The 16,486-nt window shown below is 45.2% G+C and carries 14 protein-coding genes; 3 read left to right on the top strand and 11 right to left on the bottom strand.

Going from position 1 to position 16,486, the window contains the following annotated elements; genetic code table 11:
* Nucleotides 1-21: 21 nt before the first annotated feature.
* The 6 genes from gldL to GC130_RS27930 all read right to left on the bottom strand — a co-directional run bounded on the left by gldL (nt 22) and on the right by GC130_RS27930 (nt 6,878).
* On the bottom strand, nt 22-828 hold the full coding sequence (gene gldL / locus GC130_RS27955) for a gliding motility protein GldL (RefSeq protein WP_226940634.1): 807 nt from the start codon (nt 826-828) through the stop codon (nt 22-24).
* A gap of 43 nt (nt 829-871) precedes the next feature.
* Entirely contained in the window at nt 872-1,912 is a 1,041-nt protein-coding gene (gene gldK / locus GC130_RS27950; RefSeq protein WP_152001661.1) for a gliding motility lipoprotein GldK, read from the bottom strand.
* 191 nt (nt 1,913-2,103) lie between these two features.
* Nucleotides 2,104-3,060, bottom strand: coding sequence for a type IX secretion system membrane protein PorP/SprF (locus GC130_RS27945; protein ID WP_152001660.1), 957 nt, complete (start codon nt 3,058-3,060; stop codon nt 2,104-2,106).
* A 93-nt stretch (nt 3,061-3,153) separates the two neighbouring features.
* On the bottom strand, nt 3,154-3,930 hold the full coding sequence (locus GC130_RS27940) for a uroporphyrinogen-III synthase (RefSeq protein ID WP_152001659.1): 777 nt from the start codon (nt 3,928-3,930) through the stop codon (nt 3,154-3,156).
* A gap of 42 nt (nt 3,931-3,972) precedes the next feature.
* Nucleotides 3,973-5,091 carry a DUF4271 domain-containing protein gene (locus tag GC130_RS27935; RefSeq protein WP_152001658.1) on the bottom strand — a complete coding sequence of 373 codons (1,119 nt, stop codon included), beginning with the start codon at nt 5,089-5,091 and terminating at the stop codon, nt 3,973-3,975.
* Between the two features lie 89 nt (nt 5,092-5,180).
* Nucleotides 5,181-6,878, bottom strand: coding sequence for a BamA/TamA family outer membrane protein (locus tag GC130_RS27930; protein ID WP_193218045.1), 1,698 nt, complete (start codon nt 6,876-6,878; stop codon nt 5,181-5,183).
* A gap of 36 nt (nt 6,879-6,914) precedes the next feature.
* Between GC130_RS27930 and hemW the strand changes: the two genes are divergently transcribed.
* Together hemW and GC130_RS27920 are read left to right on the top strand one after the other, a co-directional pair.
* The gene (gene hemW, locus GC130_RS27925) at nt 6,915-8,039 is read left to right on the top strand and encodes a radical SAM family heme chaperone HemW (protein ID WP_152001656.1); all 1,125 of its coding nucleotides are present in this window, start codon (nt 6,915-6,917) and stop codon (nt 8,037-8,039) included.
* A gap of 42 nt (nt 8,040-8,081) precedes the next feature.
* Nucleotides 8,082-8,447: a hypothetical protein gene (locus tag GC130_RS27920; RefSeq protein WP_152001655.1), complete on the top strand. Its 366-nt coding sequence runs from the start codon at nt 8,082-8,084 to the stop codon at nt 8,445-8,447.
* Between the two features lie 2 nt (nt 8,448-8,449).
* Here GC130_RS27920 and GC130_RS27915 read toward each other — a convergent pair whose 3' ends face one another.
* The 3 genes from GC130_RS27915 to GC130_RS27905 all read right to left on the bottom strand — a co-directional run bounded on the left by GC130_RS27915 (nt 8,450) and on the right by GC130_RS27905 (nt 11,671).
* Nucleotides 8,450-9,178 carry a LytTR family DNA-binding domain-containing protein gene (locus GC130_RS27915; protein WP_152001654.1) on the bottom strand — a complete coding sequence of 243 codons (729 nt, stop codon included), beginning with the start codon at nt 9,176-9,178 and terminating at the stop codon, nt 8,450-8,452.
* 21 nt (nt 9,179-9,199) lie between these two features.
* Complete coding sequence (locus GC130_RS27910) at nt 9,200-10,228, bottom strand: sensor histidine kinase (RefSeq protein WP_152001653.1); 1,029 nt, start codon at nt 10,226-10,228, stop codon at nt 9,200-9,202.
* A gap of 93 nt (nt 10,229-10,321) precedes the next feature.
* Nucleotides 10,322-11,671: an NAD(P)/FAD-dependent oxidoreductase gene (locus GC130_RS27905; RefSeq protein WP_152001652.1), complete on the bottom strand. Its 1,350-nt coding sequence runs from the start codon at nt 11,669-11,671 to the stop codon at nt 10,322-10,324.
* A gap of 385 nt (nt 11,672-12,056) precedes the next feature.
* Here GC130_RS27905 and GC130_RS27900 point away from each other — a divergent pair, with 385 nt between their 5' ends.
* Nucleotides 12,057-12,383: a hypothetical protein gene (locus GC130_RS27900; protein WP_152001651.1), complete on the top strand. Its 327-nt coding sequence runs from the start codon at nt 12,057-12,059 to the stop codon at nt 12,381-12,383.
* A 113-nt stretch (nt 12,384-12,496) separates the two neighbouring features.
* Here GC130_RS27900 and uvrA read toward each other — a convergent pair whose 3' ends face one another.
* Both uvrA and GC130_RS27890 read right to left on the bottom strand, forming a co-directional pair.
* Nucleotides 12,497-15,388, bottom strand: a complete 2,892-nt coding sequence (gene uvrA / locus GC130_RS27895; protein WP_152001650.1) for an excinuclease ABC subunit UvrA — start codon at nt 15,386-15,388, stop codon at nt 12,497-12,499.
* A 34-nt stretch (nt 15,389-15,422) separates the two neighbouring features.
* Entirely contained in the window at nt 15,423-16,415 is a 993-nt protein-coding gene (locus tag GC130_RS27890) for a lytic transglycosylase domain-containing protein (protein WP_152001649.1), read from the bottom strand.
* Nucleotides 16,416-16,486 lie beyond the last annotated feature (71 nt).

Genomic DNA, 16,486 nt, shown 5'->3' with positions numbered 1-16,486 from the left:
TTGGTGGTTAGTAGAAATAAATTAACCCTTCATGGCAGTAAGCATGTTGCCATAAACTTTGTTCAGTTGCGTAATATTCGTTGTAAGTTTAGACAATTCGCCTTTGAATTGCTCTGTGTCCTTACCGGCCTGCGCAATGCTTTCCATGGCAGTACCTATGTTTGAATAAAACTTCTGCATCGCCTTCAGGTGAGTATTAGCATCCTGAAGTTCCATCTCATACACTGCATTCAGTGCACTAAGGTTCTTAGTCACGCTTTGAACCTGAGAATGATATTCCTTAGCATCTTTTGAAGCGTTGGCCATCTCTGTCATAGCTGTAGCTGTAGTAGCATAGGCTTTGTTCATATCTGTCAACGACTTAGAAGCGGCTTTCACATTGTTTGCGTACTCGTTGGTCGCAACTGATGCTTCTCCTAATGCAGCCATCTTATTAGACGTGTCTGCAAGACCTCTCATGCCTTTACCCAAACTATCCAATAACTCGGGGCCAATCTTAGCTTCTGCCAAAATTTTGTCCATTTTCTGGCTTGTTCCGTCACCCACAGCAACAGCAGCTGGTCTGGGTCTTGCCGGGCCACCGTCGAAGTCGTCAGCCAACTCTGGATAAACTTTTGACCAGTCTACCTCCTTGTGCTTCGGTTCGAATGCACTGAGAAAGAAAATAATTGCTTCTGTGGTAAGTCCAATACCCAACATCTCACTTGCACCGGGAAGGTGAAGGATTTTGAACATGGCACCGACAATTACGACAGCAGCGCCAATACCATAAACTTTGGGCATTATTGTTGAAAAGAGAAGCTCCTGAAATCCGCCTTTTTTGCTCATCTGTTTAAAAATTTAAGTTCTTAGAATGGGTTTAGGTTAGTGTTTAGAATTCACTGCCAGCTGACCTTCCGAGGTAAGTCATCGCACAACGGAAGCCTATACTTGCTCTGGAAGTGTCCTTATATTCAAATGTTCTTGTACCTGTCTCAAGATAGTAGGCGATGTCTTTCCACGATCCTCCTCTTATTACTTTTCTAGGTTCATTGTCATCGTTATAAGTTGGGTTCAGATCCCACACTAACGGAACTGAAGCCTCATCAAATGCATCTTCGCACCACTCGGCTACGTTGCCTGACATGTCGTAAAGACCGAAATCATTGGCAAAAAACGTTGCTACGGGCGCTGTGTAAGCAAATCCATCATCGAAATAGTTACCTCTGCCTGGCTTAAAGTTGGCTAACAAACATCCTTTCGTATTTCTTATGTATGGGTTACCCCAAGGATACTTAGCCATATCTCTGCCACCTCTTGAGGCATATTCCCACTCAGCTTCAGATGGGAGCCTGAAGTTAGGCATCCTGAATAAGCCCTGGTCTGCCCGATAGGAATTTAGATGCTCTGTTCTCCAGTCGCAAAATGCTTGCGCAGATTCCCAATCGACTCCTACCACAGGATAGTTATCAAAGGCTGGGTGAGACCAATAGTACACCATCATAGGGTCGCCCATATGGTGTGTGTAATCTCTTACCCAAACAGCAGTATCGGGATAGATATCTTCCAGCGTAATACCTTCTGGCATGTCTACTTCTGATCCCTCAGACATTGCTACAACAAACTGACGATACTCATTATTGGTAATCTCAGTATCGTCCATGTAAAAACCACCGATTGTGATTTGCTTGTTGAAGTTGATCTGCGTAGCAGCCACATCTTCATCCGCCTGGCCCATGTGAAAAGTACCCGGAGGTACTGACACCATTCCAAATGGTATCGTCATCTCCCAACCTTCCCGGTCAGGAACACCCACAAGCTCTCCTCTGTCGTCATACCCACCACCGCCAAGGCCAAGTAGCCCACACGATTGTGAAACGACAGCAAAAATAATCAGAAGAGCTAAGTTTTTTACAACACTCTTTTTATTCATAACACCTAGTTTATAAAAAATCCTGCAACTATAAAACAACACAAAGTTTACAAATATTATCATTAAGGTCTTTTATACCAATTTTTTTAGAGTCGGTTAACGCAATTTTAACAAAAAAAAGAATAATTCCGTTAATTACCCCTGTTTTGTTTCACAAATAATCCACTTCGGGCAGTAAAAAGCTTCCGCTATCAGAACCTAAACCTCGGTGTGCGGATGATTTTCTTTCCGCCGCCGCCTGTGAGCCCACCTAATTTGTATCTGACAAAAACTTCGTGAGAGGTCGACTGTTTTGCCTCTCTGCTTTCAATTACATAGTCAAAAGAATAACCGACTTTCAAGATGCCGTCTTTGAGGAAGTTATACCCCAGAAGTACAATCATAGCTTCAGACTCCCTGAAGCCCAAGCCTCCCCAAAGTTTATCTTGGTAGGTAGCAATGGCGCTTACATCAAAAGTAAATGTTTTGAAGGTAGACCTGACAAGAACGCTTGGACTCACTTCCAGATTGTAAGTGGGCTTAAAGGAGTACCCGGCCATCAGGTTAACTGATCTTTCAAGCCTGTTTTCTATTTGTGCGATTCCAAAATCAAAAGAAGGCGACAAAATATGGTTGATGCCTACTCCAAGATAAAAATCGGTGTTGGAATACATGGCTCCGAAGCTAAGGTCTGGCCTAAGCTGAGACTCCCGGCCTCCCTTGTTAAGTGGGTCATTCGGATCAACAAATCTCCACTGATCAAAGTCTATGGTTTGCATGACCAATGAAGGTCGAAGACCTATGCTGACCCTTCCCCGATTAAAGTTTTTGTAGTACGCTCCCAGAAACTGCAGGTGCACGTTGGTCAACGGCCCCAGCTGATCGTGAATGGCTGTTACGCCAACTGCACCGGGCACGGTTGCCAGCGGCATACCGAAGTTGAACTGCTGTGTGGTAGGAGCACCGCCGGATCCGTCGAAAGAAGTTGCGTAACCGGCCCACTGCGTTCGGTGCAGGGCAGACACATAGCCACTTTTCTCCTGCGTCAGCCAGGCTGGGTTATAAAGAGCCTGGTTGAACATGTAGTGGCTAAAATGAGCATCTTGTTGTGCGGAAGCCGTGTAACCAGCAACCGCCAGAAGAATAATAAAAAACAATTTGTTTCTCATGCAGCTTATTCGTTGCCGTTAAGGTAGTTAAACTAGCGTAAAAGCTAAAGTACTTTCTACAACAACCTGAAAGCCTGCCAACCTTAGCTGAAGCTACGCTAATCCGTTTGCCATTTTAATATAGAGCTCAATGGCGCCGGTCATAGAAGGGGCATTGGGAAGAGGCGCTTCAATGTCGAGCACCAGGTTCGCATCTCTGGCAGCCTTTGCTGTCGTAGGACCAAACACTGCAATTCGTGTATCGTTTTGCTTAAAATCCTTAAAGTTGACAAACAGTGAGTTGATCCCCGATGGGCTAAAGAAGGCCAATATGTCGTAGTAAACATCCTCAAGATCGGAGAGGTCGCTTGCTACAGTTTTGTATATGATAGCCTCAGAAAACTTGTAACCATTTTCCTCAAGAAAAACAGGGATGTCTTCCTTCCTTATGTCGGAACATGGGAAAAGGTATTTTTCGTTTTTGTGCTTTTTAATAATCTCTATCAGGTCAGTTGCTGTTCGAAGACCTGTAAAGATTTTTCTCTTCCTGATGACGATGTACTTCTGAAGATAGTTTGCTGTTTGTTCTGAAATACAAAAATATTTCATGTCAGCTGGTATCTCAATCTTGCTTTCAGCAGCGAGCCTGAAAAAGTGGTCAACCGCATTTCGGCTGGTAAATATCACGGCTGTGTGTGCCAAAATATCCACCTTCTGCTGCCTGAACTCTTTAATATTGGTTGGCTCAATTTTTATAAATGGCCTGAAGTCAACCTTAATATTATATTGCTCTGCAAGTTTGAAGTATGGGGAATTTGGGTCAGAAGGTTTTGGCTGAGAAACTAAGATACTTGATACCTTTTTAAGCCTACTCTTATCTTCCAAGATCATATCTGCGCTATTTCCTGTTTTGAGTGACTGCTACACTTTCGATCAAAAAAACATCCATTTGATCAAAAGAATCGCTGGTAATATTTCGGTGGCGCAAAGATATGAAAATAAATGAAGTTTTTGATAGCGGGTTTCAAAAGCTAATTTATAAAACATTAAAAGCATAACGGAAATTAGGAAGGCAATTGCAAAACCGGCCATATTACTAATAAGCCACTGTGACGCTGTTCCGAAAAGATAGAAAAAGAGCACGTAGACGAAAAGTGCGATACTAAGCAGTATAAAAATGGTGCGGAGGTATTCAAAAACTTGTAGGTAGATGGCTCCTCTCATTTGGAAGATCTCTCCAAAAATTTGGATGAGGAACCTCTTCGACAACAGGAATGCCAGTATAAGCAATGCATAAACAGCCCATTCGCTAATATAGTTTGATAGCGTTGGGGCGCCGACAGCCTCCGGAGACAGGTAAGATTGGCCGATAGTCAAAAAGAATGCGGCCAACATACTAACCAGCATGTGTATGGTGATGGAAGGAGTGGAAAGAAGCCGGAAACCGCTCACCATTTCATCCCTTACTCTGAAGCTTAGCACCCTGTTGAGGTCGATAAAAGATCGGAAAATACGAGAGAACTGCAGCCGGAAGAAACCCGTAGTGACTAAGAAGGCTATTGTAAACAAAAGTATAAAATGATCTCTCTTGTCGATAGAACGCTTGACAGGAAGAATTACTTTGTCATTCGTCCCGCCGCTTTCCTCATGAGCGATTGCAGTTATGTCAGCCGATGACAGCAAACCCGTGTCTTTGTGCAGCACAACAAAAACAGAATCCCTGGCAAACTGGCTTCGCCATTCGCCCAAATCAAGCTGAAAGCAATCTTCCTGTGTTTCGCCAAGTATAAGCTGGCTATCCACCCAAACGGCAGTGCCAATCGGAGCACATATTCTCAAAAAATGGAGGTAATCTCCGTTTAGCTGGATATAAAATCCGACAAGTGCCGGATCGGGTGAGGTCACCTTGAAAGAAGGCTCAAAACTATTGGATTCAGTGCTGTAAAACCACCTTTCCTCCTGAATTCGTCGGGTAGCACCGCCGTCCTGTGCAGTGGCTTCGCACAAAACAAAAAAAGAGAAAAGAAGTAGCAGATAGCGGTAGTTACTCATGGGCGAACATATCGGCACAAAAATGATAGCTTAAATTGTATAAGCAAAACACTTGGGTTTTTTAACTGAAACTTGCTGCGCCGCACTTGCTAAAACCGGTTGACAAAGCCGAAATGAACTTTGGGCTGAGCTACGTCCATCGGCTGCCCTTTGGTGCCTCCTACCGCCAGCATCAGTCTGAAAATCCCGTTGTTGACTTTCAATACCATGCCCCCTCCTACCCCAGCAGCATACACCCAGCTGCCCGCTTCTCTGCTAATAATTCCCTGGTCAGCAAATGTGACGAAATAGCTTTCCTCCTGAAACAAAAACCTGAGCTCAGCCACTCCCACGCCATAGTGCTGGCTATAAAATTGATTTTCGTTGAACCCACGAAGCCTTCTCAAACCACCGAACCTGAAGAGGTCATTCCTGAAAACCTGGTCGTTGAGAATGGAGCCCACATACACCTGCTGGGCGAAAACAACAGCCTTCGCCGGCTTCAAATAGTTTTCGAGATATCCTTCAATGGTCGCCTGGATTGATTTGAGCTGGACATCATTGTATAGCTCGGGATCGACTATGCTATTTCTGACTATCTCTTTTTGACCAACGCCAATTGTCAGTCCCGATGACATGCCTTTTGACGGCAGCAGCATGTCATCAAGCTGAGTATAAGTTATAGCCACCTGGTACTGGTTCAAGCGGCTATCGGCATTGACCAATTTCTCGGTACTACTGATTCGATTAGCCGATAACAGGCTGTTTTGTCTGAAGTCTAGCCCAAACCCAAACTTCAGAAAATAGCCAATGGGAAGCTTAAAGCCAGCCTGGGCCGATCTGGTGACAAAAGAGGAGTCTTGTTTGAGCTGCTGAAAACCACCATGAAAATCGAGCGGCGAGCCAAGCAGCACGGGATGATCGTAGGCCACGTCCAGCTTTTGAGAAGCCACATTGAAGTTCTGCCAGTTTAAATACACATGTTTACCAGTTCCAAAGAGGTTATGCAAGTCGGTTTCGACCTGACCGGTTAGCAGCAGCTTGCCCGTTTCGGAGTTTTGATCCGGCAAAAACCCAATGACTCCATCAATTTGGTTGACATGCAATTCGTCGAGAGCAAGACTAACTCTCGCCTTACCAGCATAAAACTCCACCTGGGGGCTTGACGTGGTTCTTAAATATCCGCTGTTGTTAATTCTTGAAGCGATGCCCTGAAAGGCCCTCTCCGAGTAAGGGGTGCCCTCAGCTATGAAAAGGTACTTTTGAAGGAAGTTGGTCTTTGTTCTGCCCTTCTGAATCACGACAAGTGAATCAAAAACAATCTGCGGCCCCTTTTCAACATCAAGCGTGGCTCTAAGGGTGTCATACGAAAATGTAGCCTCTTTAAAGTAAAGCCTGGCAAATGGATAGCCATTGTTGAGGTAAGACTCAAGGTCTTTGTTGAATGTTGCGTTGCTTTGAAGGTTGTTCCAGGAGGAATATTGTTTGCCGTCGTTGGCATTTCGGAGAGACAAGTATTGCCTTTTGCCTGCCGACAGAAATCCGTTGACCGTATCACCTTTCCAACGTAGGTCATGAAAATCAGCGAAGATGTATCCGTCGAGCCGGAGCTTCGAGGTGATTTGGTTAAGGGTTGAAACTACCTGAAGAGAATCTGTAAATTTTCTATTGTCCAGGGCTCTTAGGGCATAACGAGCCAGTGAGTCGGCAGGTTGAATGTTTATTGTGTATGCCTGCGACATCGCTTCGGTGGTACCGAAAAGAGTTAACGTCCCCCATGCCAACAGGTAGCTTGCGAGTCTCCCCAATGTTTTGCTTAGTTTTGCTGGATAAAGTAAACGCTCTTGGCCGGAATTTACATTCATATTCCTTTTTGTTCGCAGGCATGTCACTATTGCGACTTTCATTTCAGCACCTCGCTGAAGCTAAAAAGTGACCTTATTGCATCAATCTGCCATGAAATTACGCTTCAAAAAGGGTATTTAAACAATGAAGCCATAGAAACCGTCTATTTAGGCGGTGGAACACCGTCGCTGCTTGACGAGGGCGACTTGCAGCATGTTTTTGACGCATTGAAAGAAAGCTTTGGGTGGGCGAAGGTGGCGGAAGTGACGCTGGAAGCTAATCCGGAGGATTTGACAACAGCTAAGCTTGACACTTTCAAGAAACTTGGAGTCAACAGGCTGAGCATCGGGATTCAATCGTTTTGGGATGAACATCTGAGATTTATGAACCGGTCGCATAGTAGCAGCCAGGCGCTGAAATGCGTAGAGCTTGCACAAAAGGCCGGTTTTGAGAACATCAGCATTGACCTGATTTATGGCATACCCTTCAGAGATCACTCAGTGTGGCAAAATGATCTGCAAAAAGCGATTGAATTAAATGTTCCGCACATTTCGGCGTATTGCCTGACAATTGAAGAAAAAACGGCCTTTGGCCAATGGCAAAAAACGGGCAAGCTGGCCCCGATAGACGATCATTTTGCCGCCGAGCAGTTTGAAACGCTGGTTTCAGTGTTGGAAGGGGCTGGCTATGAACAATACGAGATCTCTAATTTCGCCAAACCCGGGAGGTACTCGAAACATAACACCGCCTATTGGCAACAAAAACCCTATCTGGGCATTGGTCCAAGTGCCCACTCCTACAATAGCTCAACCAGACAATACAATATTGCCAACAATGCTTTGTATATCAAGGCCGTTAGCGGTAGTAAAATTCCATGTACAGTGGAGGTGCTTGAAGCCAGTCAGGCCTTCAACGAGTACCTGCTGACCACGCTTCGCACCATGTGGGGCACCAGCCTTGAAATGGCCGGCACAAAGTTCGGTGTTGACCTTTTGAAGGAAAAAGAGAAGGAGCTTTCCCTTCTTCATAGGGAAGCATTATTATTTACAACCGATAGTACACTATATTTAACAAAAAAAGGCAAACTTTTTGCTGATGAAATCACTTCTCAACTTATGCTGTAGTAAGCAAAAAGGAGATTGATTGCCGCACACCTTAGGATTAGAATGGAAAAAGAAGAGAAAAAGGCCTTTATGCTTCTTAAATCGCTTATCTTCCACTACCATGGATTAGATGAAGATGAGCAAAACATGCTGAACGACTCAGCGGAATCGCTCGATGCGTTTGACGAGTTGCAATGGGCCAATACTTTTATTGCTGAGGACTATCTTTCTGCCTTTGACCGCTCCAGGGAATACCTGAACAAGGTAATAAGCAAGCTTGAGAAAGAGAAAAGAATAAAATACCTCCTTTCCGTGTGGCAGGACAATGACAAAAAAGGCTACCTCACTGAAATGGAGGCAACCGCCATGCTAAACCTTGCCAAGGACTGGCACATCGAAAAGGAGATTATCAATATTGTGAAGCAGTAGCCTTACAGAGACATCATGTCTTTGAATTTGGCTGCCTGTCTTCTGCTCACTTCCACCTTCTCACCACCTTTTAGCTGAACCATTAGGCCACCATTGAACCAGGGCTCTATGGATTCCACCCAGTCGAGATTAACGATATGCTTGCGGCTTGCCCTGAAGAAAGTTCTGTCATCCAATCGTTCATCAAGAGCGTTGAGCGACTTATGAATCATGGGTTTGAAGTTGTCGAAATAGACCTTTATATAGTTGCCATCCGATTCAAACAACCTGATGTTTGAAAGTCTGACAAACCAACATTTGTCGCCATCCTTTACAAATACCTGATCGCTAGCGCCCAGCTTTTTCTGAGGCATACCTGACAAATCTTCCTCGCCCTGTGCTACTCCTTCGTTGAATAGTTTCTTGACGGTTTCGTTTAATCTTTCCGGCTGTATGGGCTTTAGCAGGTAATCGAGCGCATTATACTGAAACGCCTTGATGGCAAATTCATCGTACGCCGTTGTGAATATAACTTTTGGCACTCTTTCAAGGCTCTCAAGAAGTTCAAACCCAGTTTTGCCCGGCATTTGTATATCCAGGAAAATCAGGTCTGGCTGCATGGTGTTGATTTTTTCAAACGCATCATCAGCATTGACGGCTTCTCCTATCAGTTCAATGTCTTTGTGTACGCTCAGTAGAGTTGTTAGCTCCTTACGTGCCAACCTCTCGTCGTCGATTATCAGTGCTCTCATGTCTAAATCTATTATCAGTAATTAAATTGTTTCAGGAAATTTTAGTTCAGTCAACACCATGTTTGTGCCCTCGTTGGCAATTTCAAAGGAGGCCCCGCTACCATATATCAGCTTCAACCGGCGTTTGGTGTTTTGAAGACCATAGCCCCCGTTGGGGCTCACCACTCCATTTTTATAAGAGCCGCTGTTTCGGATCTGCACCATTAGTGTATTGTTTTTCACTTCCGTGGTCACCTTAATATGCCCGCCGTGCTTAAGATTCGACACGCCATGTTTAATTCCGTTCTCCACCAATGTCTGAATCATCATAGGCGGCACCATGTAAAGATAAGAATCGGGATGGATTTGAAATTCTGTCTTAAGCCTTTCTTCAAACCTTATGGTCTCCAGCGCAAGATAGTCCTTTACCGTTTGGAGCTCGTCCTGAAAAGGAATAAGCTTCTTTTTGTCGAGAATCAGGGAATATCGCAGTATGTTCGACAGCTGTGTAATGGCTATTTTCGACTTCGATGGGTTTTCGTCAACAAGGGCTCTGATACTATTGAGTGCATTGAAGATAAAATGCGGGTTCAGCTGCGACTTCAGGTTGTTGAGCTCTATTTCGTTGATGGTTGCTTCAAACTGAAGAGACTTGTTGTACCTCTCAAAATAATGAAAGGTAAAATAAATCAACGCCCAAATAAAGGTGAGTGTCCAGGAGATGAGGACGTTCGCACTCATTGTTTCAAAACTGAAATCACTCTTCATCAACGTGCCCAGACTGTACTGAAGCGCCAATAGAAAGAAGTAGTCGATAATGCCTACCAGAAATGTGGCAAATATCACCTTTGGGATAAGAATTGGCCATGAATTGCCCAGCCAATTCCGCCTGATCATCAGTATTCTTAAAAAGTGCGTAATAAGAATATAGAAAGCGGTCGAAATGATTTGTCCGGTGATGTCGGATAGCGTGAGTGTTTTTGCCGTCGACAGCAAAAACAAATTGCTGAAGCCGTAAATCGACCATCCACCAATCTGACAAATCCAATATATCCGCCTCTTATTGATCATCTTATGGGCGAAATATAAATAAAATCCACACTTGGTCTAATACATTCCGGTTAAGTGGAGTGTTTCTCAATTTCAAACCGTTAGCGGGCCCTTTCAACGGGAGGTAACTTCCTCCTTCTCAGGTTCTTTTTCTTGTCTGGCAGGCTTCTTCACATAAGGCCTTATGATAAGTCTTGTGCTTCGGTCAAACGTGAAATAATTCCATATCCAGTTGCTAAGCACGATCCACTTGTTGCGGAAGCCAATAATGGACAGCAGGTGAATGAACATCCAAACCCACCAGGCGATGAATCCTTTCATTCTTATGTTGCCTGGCAAATCGACAACGGCTTTGTTTCTTCCAATGGTGGCCATGCTGCCCTTATCAAGGTACTCGAATTTCTTCATTTCCTTCCCCTTGTCGAGGTTGACAAGGTTCTTTGCAAGTAAGGCTCCTTGCTGAATGGCCACAGGAGCCAGCATGGGCAAGCCATTTGGGTAGGCCTCTGTAGGGAAATAAGCCACGTCGCCAATGGCATAAACATTGTCGGTGCCAATCACCTTGCAATACTCATCTACTTTGATACGGCTTTTGAAAACAGAGGCATCTGCTACTCCGGGCAAAATGTTGCCTTTTACACCGGCCGCCCAAATCAGCGTACTTGCCGGGATACTCATGCCGTCATCCAACACGACGGTTTTCCCGTCGTAGGACTTCAAGCGCTTATCAACCAACACCTGCACATCAAATCGTTTAAGGTAGTTGAAAGCGTTTTCCCCGGCCTCATGGCTCATTCCATTGAGCAGCCTTGGCAGGCCCTCCACCAAATAGATCATCATCTTTTTGAAGTTGATCTCAGGGTAATCTTTCGGCAGCACATGCAATTTCAATTCTCCAAGCGCCCCTGCCAGCTCAACTCCCGTGGGGCCGCCTCCGACAATCACAAAGTTCATCAGGCTTTGCTTTTCTTCCGTGTCAGATTGCAACACAGCTTTCTCAAATGACTGCAAAAGCTGGCTTCTCAGGTTGAGTGCATGGGGTATTTGCTTGAGCGGAAAAACATTCCTCTCCAGCTCACTGTCGCCGAAATAGTTGGTGAGCGACCCGTTGGCTATGACAAGGTAATCATAGGTCAGTTCTCCAATCTCTGTAATTATACAATTCCTAGATGTGTCGACAGACTCAACCGTGGCCATTCGAAAGTAGAAGTCTTTGAAATTCTTTAGTCGCTTTCTCAAAGGACCTGCGATAGAGTCGGGTTCAAGCCCTGCAGTAGCCACCTGATAAAGGAGAGGTTGAAAAGTGTGGTAGTTGTGTCGATCAAAAAGAACTACCTGAAAGTTTTTTTTCCTCAAACCTTTCGCTATTTTTAAGCCTCCGAATCCTCCTCCGATGATTACCACTCGTTTTTTGGAGGTCTGAGGAATCATGATATCGCCCGATTTTTTTATTTGTTCTGACATAATAGGAGATAAAGGTACATTGACTAACTTCTTATAATTGTTCTATTTTTTTGCTAAATTATACCAGAATTATATTCTGTGTTTTTTAAATTTCAACAATTATTATTTTGATATTGTGACCGCCTTAGTTCTTAAAATATTCCCCTCTTCCGTCTCTCTTCATAGCTAATTTGGCAAGGTTCATCAGCTCATAAATTGTACTTTTTAAATAAAACTGGAGTAAGCTTGTCCCATTTTCCGAAGTTCGCTCACTTTTCTTACCTCAGAACGCACCTCTTCATTAATATGTTCTGTAAAAATAAGAAACAAAGAATATAATTTTGCGTTCATTTTGGTCAGAACCAAGAAACAGAACATTGTTAAAGAATTGGAAAAGACCAAAATTATGAAAAGTATTTTTTTGAGCATTGCAGGTATAGTCTTGATAGGAAGCACCTTCACGAGCGACCTTGTAGCTAAAAATCCCTACAAGCTCTCGCAGGCGGAGATCGCAGAAATCATCAACAGCCTCAATAACGAATTAAGTGTCAAAGACATTCCTGTGTTGCAGGATAAAATTGTAGTGTTTGACGAAAGCTGGAATGTGCTGCTGGAGCAGCCACTTCAGGAGGTGTTGGAAAAAGATCCTTCTTCAAAAGAAAGATCACTGATAAAGAAAAGTGAGTTCCTGATGGAGTACGCTGGAAACAGCTACTACATGTTGGAAGACTAAAAACATAAAGGTTAGTAGTTAGTTTAAGTAGGTGGTTTACCCCGGTTCATCGGGGTAACACATGGTAGGTTTAGGTGTGGAAATCCCGCTGTTTTTTCAGTGGGATTTTTTATTTATGCCCGTTCGAGTTCTTCCTTCAGAAACTTCGAAGTATACCCTACCTGCTTTCTTGCCACTTCTTCAGGTGTGCCTTCCGCAAGTATCTGCCCCCCTTTGTCGCCACCTTCAAGTCCCAGGTCAATGACGTGATCAGCTACTTTAATTACGTCGAGGTTGTGCTCAATGATCAGGACTGTGTTGCCTTTGTTCACAAGCTTGTTCAGCACGTCAATCAGGTGCTGGATGTCTTTGAAGTGCAGACCGGTGGTGGGCTCGTCAAGAATGTACAGCGTCTTGCCTGTGTCTTTCTTCGAAAGCTCAGTTGCCAGCTTCACCCGCTGTGCCTCTCCACCTGAAAGCGTTGTGGCATGCTGGCCCAACGTGATGTAGTCCAAACCGACTTCGTGCAAGGTCTGAATCCGTCTGAGTATTTTGGGTTGGAATTCGAAAAACTCTACGGCTTGCTCCACCGTCATGTCAAGTACGTCTGAAATTGACTTGCCTTTGAACCTCACCTCCAGCGTCTCCCTGTTGTAGCGCTTGCCTTTACATGTTTCACACGGCACATGCACGTCGGGCAGGAAATCCATTTCGATGACTTTCATCCCCGCCCCTTCGCAAGTTTCGCAACGACCCCCCTTTACGTTGAACGAGAAGCGACCAGGCTTGTAGCCCCTGATCTTCGCCTCAGGAAGGTTCGAAAACAACAGACGAATATCCGAGAAGGCACCGGTATAAGTGGCTGGGTTTGATCGTGGTGTTCTGCCAATAGGCGCCTGATCCACTTCTATCACTTTGTCGATATGTTCAACTCCCTTGATCTCAGTATAAGGGAGCGGTTCGGATCTGCTGCCGTAAAAATGCTTCCTGAGAATAGGGAAAAGTGTTTCGTGGATCAGCGAAGACTTGCCACTGCCCGACACCCCAGTGATGCAGAGCATCTTGCCAATTGGCAAAGTGAGGGTGACATTTTTCAAGTTGTGGCCTGTTGCTCCTTTCAGCACAATGCTTTCGCCCTTTCCCTTTCTTCTTTCCTTCGGCACAGCGATCTTATTAATTCCATTAAGATAGCCGGCAGTCAGCGAATTGCTTTCTAAAACCTCCTGGGGGGTGCCAGCAGCTACCACCTGGCCACCGTGCCTTCCAGCTCCCGGCCCAATGTCAATGAGGAAGTCGCTTTCCATCATCATATCACGGTCATGCTCCACTACAATCACTGTGTTGCCAAGATCCCTCAGGTCTTTCAGCGCCTTGATGAGCTTCACGTTGTCACGCTGGTGCAGGCCAATGCTTGGTTCATCAAGGATATAGAGCACACCAACTAGCTGGGTGCCTATTTGTGTGGCTAAACGAATACGTTGAGCCTCTCCACCGGAAAGCGTTCTGAGGGGCCGATCCAGATTCAGGTAATCCAGGCCAACATCCAACAAAAACCCGATTCGCTTCCTGATTTCCTTCAATACCTCGGCTGCTATGATGTTCTGTCGCTCGTCCAGCCGGGTCTCCAGTCCTTCGAACCACTCCGAAAGCTGGGTGATGTTCATAAAAGACAGCTCGGAAATGTTCTTTTTGTCGATTTTGTAGTGCAGTGCTTCTTTTTTAAGCCGGGCACCATGGCAGGATGGGCAGATGGTACTTACTGTAAATTCATCCACCCATTGCTGCATTTTGTCAGAGCCGCCGTCCTTTTGCTTTTCAAGGAAATTGATGATGCCTTCAAATTTAGTATTCCATTCTGTGCCGGGGTATTTGACTGAGGCAACTGCTACAGGCTCATCGTCGCCAAACAGTATTATCTTCAACGCCTCTTCAGGTATGTTTTTAATTGGCGTGGCCAGACTTAACCTGTGTCTTTTGAGAATGACCTCCAGCTTCTTGAAAATCCATATATCCCGGTATTCACCCAAGGGTGCTATTCCTCCCCGGCTAATGCTGATATTGGGATCGGGCATGACCGACTCTCTGGATATTTCCTGAATAACCCCCAGGCCATTGCAGTCCGGGCAGGCACCGTAGGGTGAATTGAAGGAGAAGGTATTTGGAGCCGGGTCGTCGTATGCAAGCCCTGTCTCAGGATCCATCAGTGTCTTGGAAAAATGAGCCACGTTTCCATCTTCAAGCAAAATCATCATGACGCCCTTGCCTTGCGTCATTGCCGTTTTAGTAGACTGGGTAATGCGATTGGCGTCTTTCTCGCTTACCACCACCCTGTCAATCACAATTTCGATGTCGTGGGTTTTGTAGCGATCCAACTGCATCTTGGGGGTGATTTCTTCCAAGGCACCGTCGATCCTGGCCCTCGAAAAGCCCAGTTTCCTGATTTGTTGAAAAAGCTCTCTGTAGTGCCCCTTTCGGCCTTTGACAACCGGAGCGAGGATAGCCAATTTTTGGCCATCGTATTGTTTAAGAATCTGCCTGATGATCTGATCCTCACTTTGCTTGGTCATTTTCTTGCCTGTGAGGTAAGAATAGGCGTCGCCTGCCCTGGCGTAAAGCAAACGAAGAAAATCATAAATTTCAGTGACCGTACCTACAGTAGAACGAGGGTTTTTAGAAGTGGTCTTCTGTTCAATAGAAATAACCGGACTAAGTCCATTGATTTTATCGACATCGGGTCTCTCAAGCTCGCCAATGAACGAACGTGCGTAGGCGCTGAAGCTTTCCATGTAGCGGCGCTGGCCTTCTGCGTAGATAGTGTCAAACGCCAGCGATGACTTACCGCTACCACTAATGCCCGTAATGACCACCAACTGATTTCTTTTGAACCTCAGGTCAATGTTTTTCAGGTTGTGCTCCCTGGCTCCGAAAATCTCGAGAAAGTCAATACCATCTGTGGCCCCATTCACCAACTGCTCCCCATTGCTTTCTGTTGTGGGTTTTGGTGCTTTTAAAGTATCTTTTGGCATGCTGTTGATGGATACAAAACGTTTTTAAATTAAATCAATTTCCGGAATTCAAGGCATCGGTTTGATTGTCAGTTGGCAGTACTTCAACATGCCCCTTCGGTAGCCTGAGCAAATAGCTTTTTCCTTTCCTGACATTTAAAGCACCCCTCCTTAACCACGGATTGTGCAGTCTGAGTTCCTTGTATGACAAGCCTCTCGCCTGGGCAAAGTCAACGAGGCTGGGTATGTCTTCCGTAACCCGCAATGTATCGAGCGGAATCACAGGGTACAGTAACTCCTGCGGAATATCATATCCATACTTTTTAGGGTGCTCAAGTATCTCTTTGATGGCCAGCAAGCGGAACATGTACCTGGAAGTTTCTTCGTTTAGCAACAAGTCGTAGTAGGAATTTGTCTTCTGCTCCTCAAGCTCGTCGGCCAGGCCTTTCATTCCCATGTTGTAAGACGCCGCCACGTTTGTCCAGTTCCCAAACTTTTCTTTGGCCTTGAGCATGTATCTGGCCGCCGCCGCTGTAGAAGCAATCGGGTCGTAGCGCTGATCAACCTCCCGATTGATCTCCAGGCCAAAATCATTGCCAGTACCTTCTCGTATTTGCCAGAAACCTACTGCCTGCCTTGGAGAAACAACATTCTCAAGGCCACTTTCAATCACTGACAAATACTTAAAATCTGTAGGAATGCCATTTTCTTTGAGCAGCTCTTCAAGCAAAGGCAACCAGCGGTTGGATCGTTTGATAAGGAAGATCGTGCTGCTGTGCCAGTAGGAGTTGACATGTATTTCCCTGTCAAGTCGTTCCCTCACATCTGTCATATGTAAGGGCACCGGCTCTCCTGCAAAACTCAGGGTATCTGGCAACTCGAACACTTTGACGTAATTATCTGGCAGGGTGACCTCCAGAGGCACTGTTTCCATGGAAGCGGGCGGCGGCGTCAGGTATTCATCTTTGCCCGTGGTGCGCTTGTAAACAAAATAACCGCCGATGATAAGGATGCCGAGCCAAAGCTGCAACATGATGAATTTACGCATACTCTTATTTTCTTGGGGGCAGTACAGAATTGCCAAAACGCAAAAATACGTTTAAATCGAGACAATTAAAA

This window comes from Imperialibacter sp. EC-SDR9, assembly GCF_902498805.1.
In the GTDB taxonomy this organism is placed as follows: domain Bacteria; phylum Bacteroidota; class Bacteroidia; order Cytophagales; family Cyclobacteriaceae; genus Imperialibacter.
The sequence above is the reverse complement of the archived record's forward strand: the minus strand, read 5'-3'. Positions and strand labels throughout refer to the sequence as shown.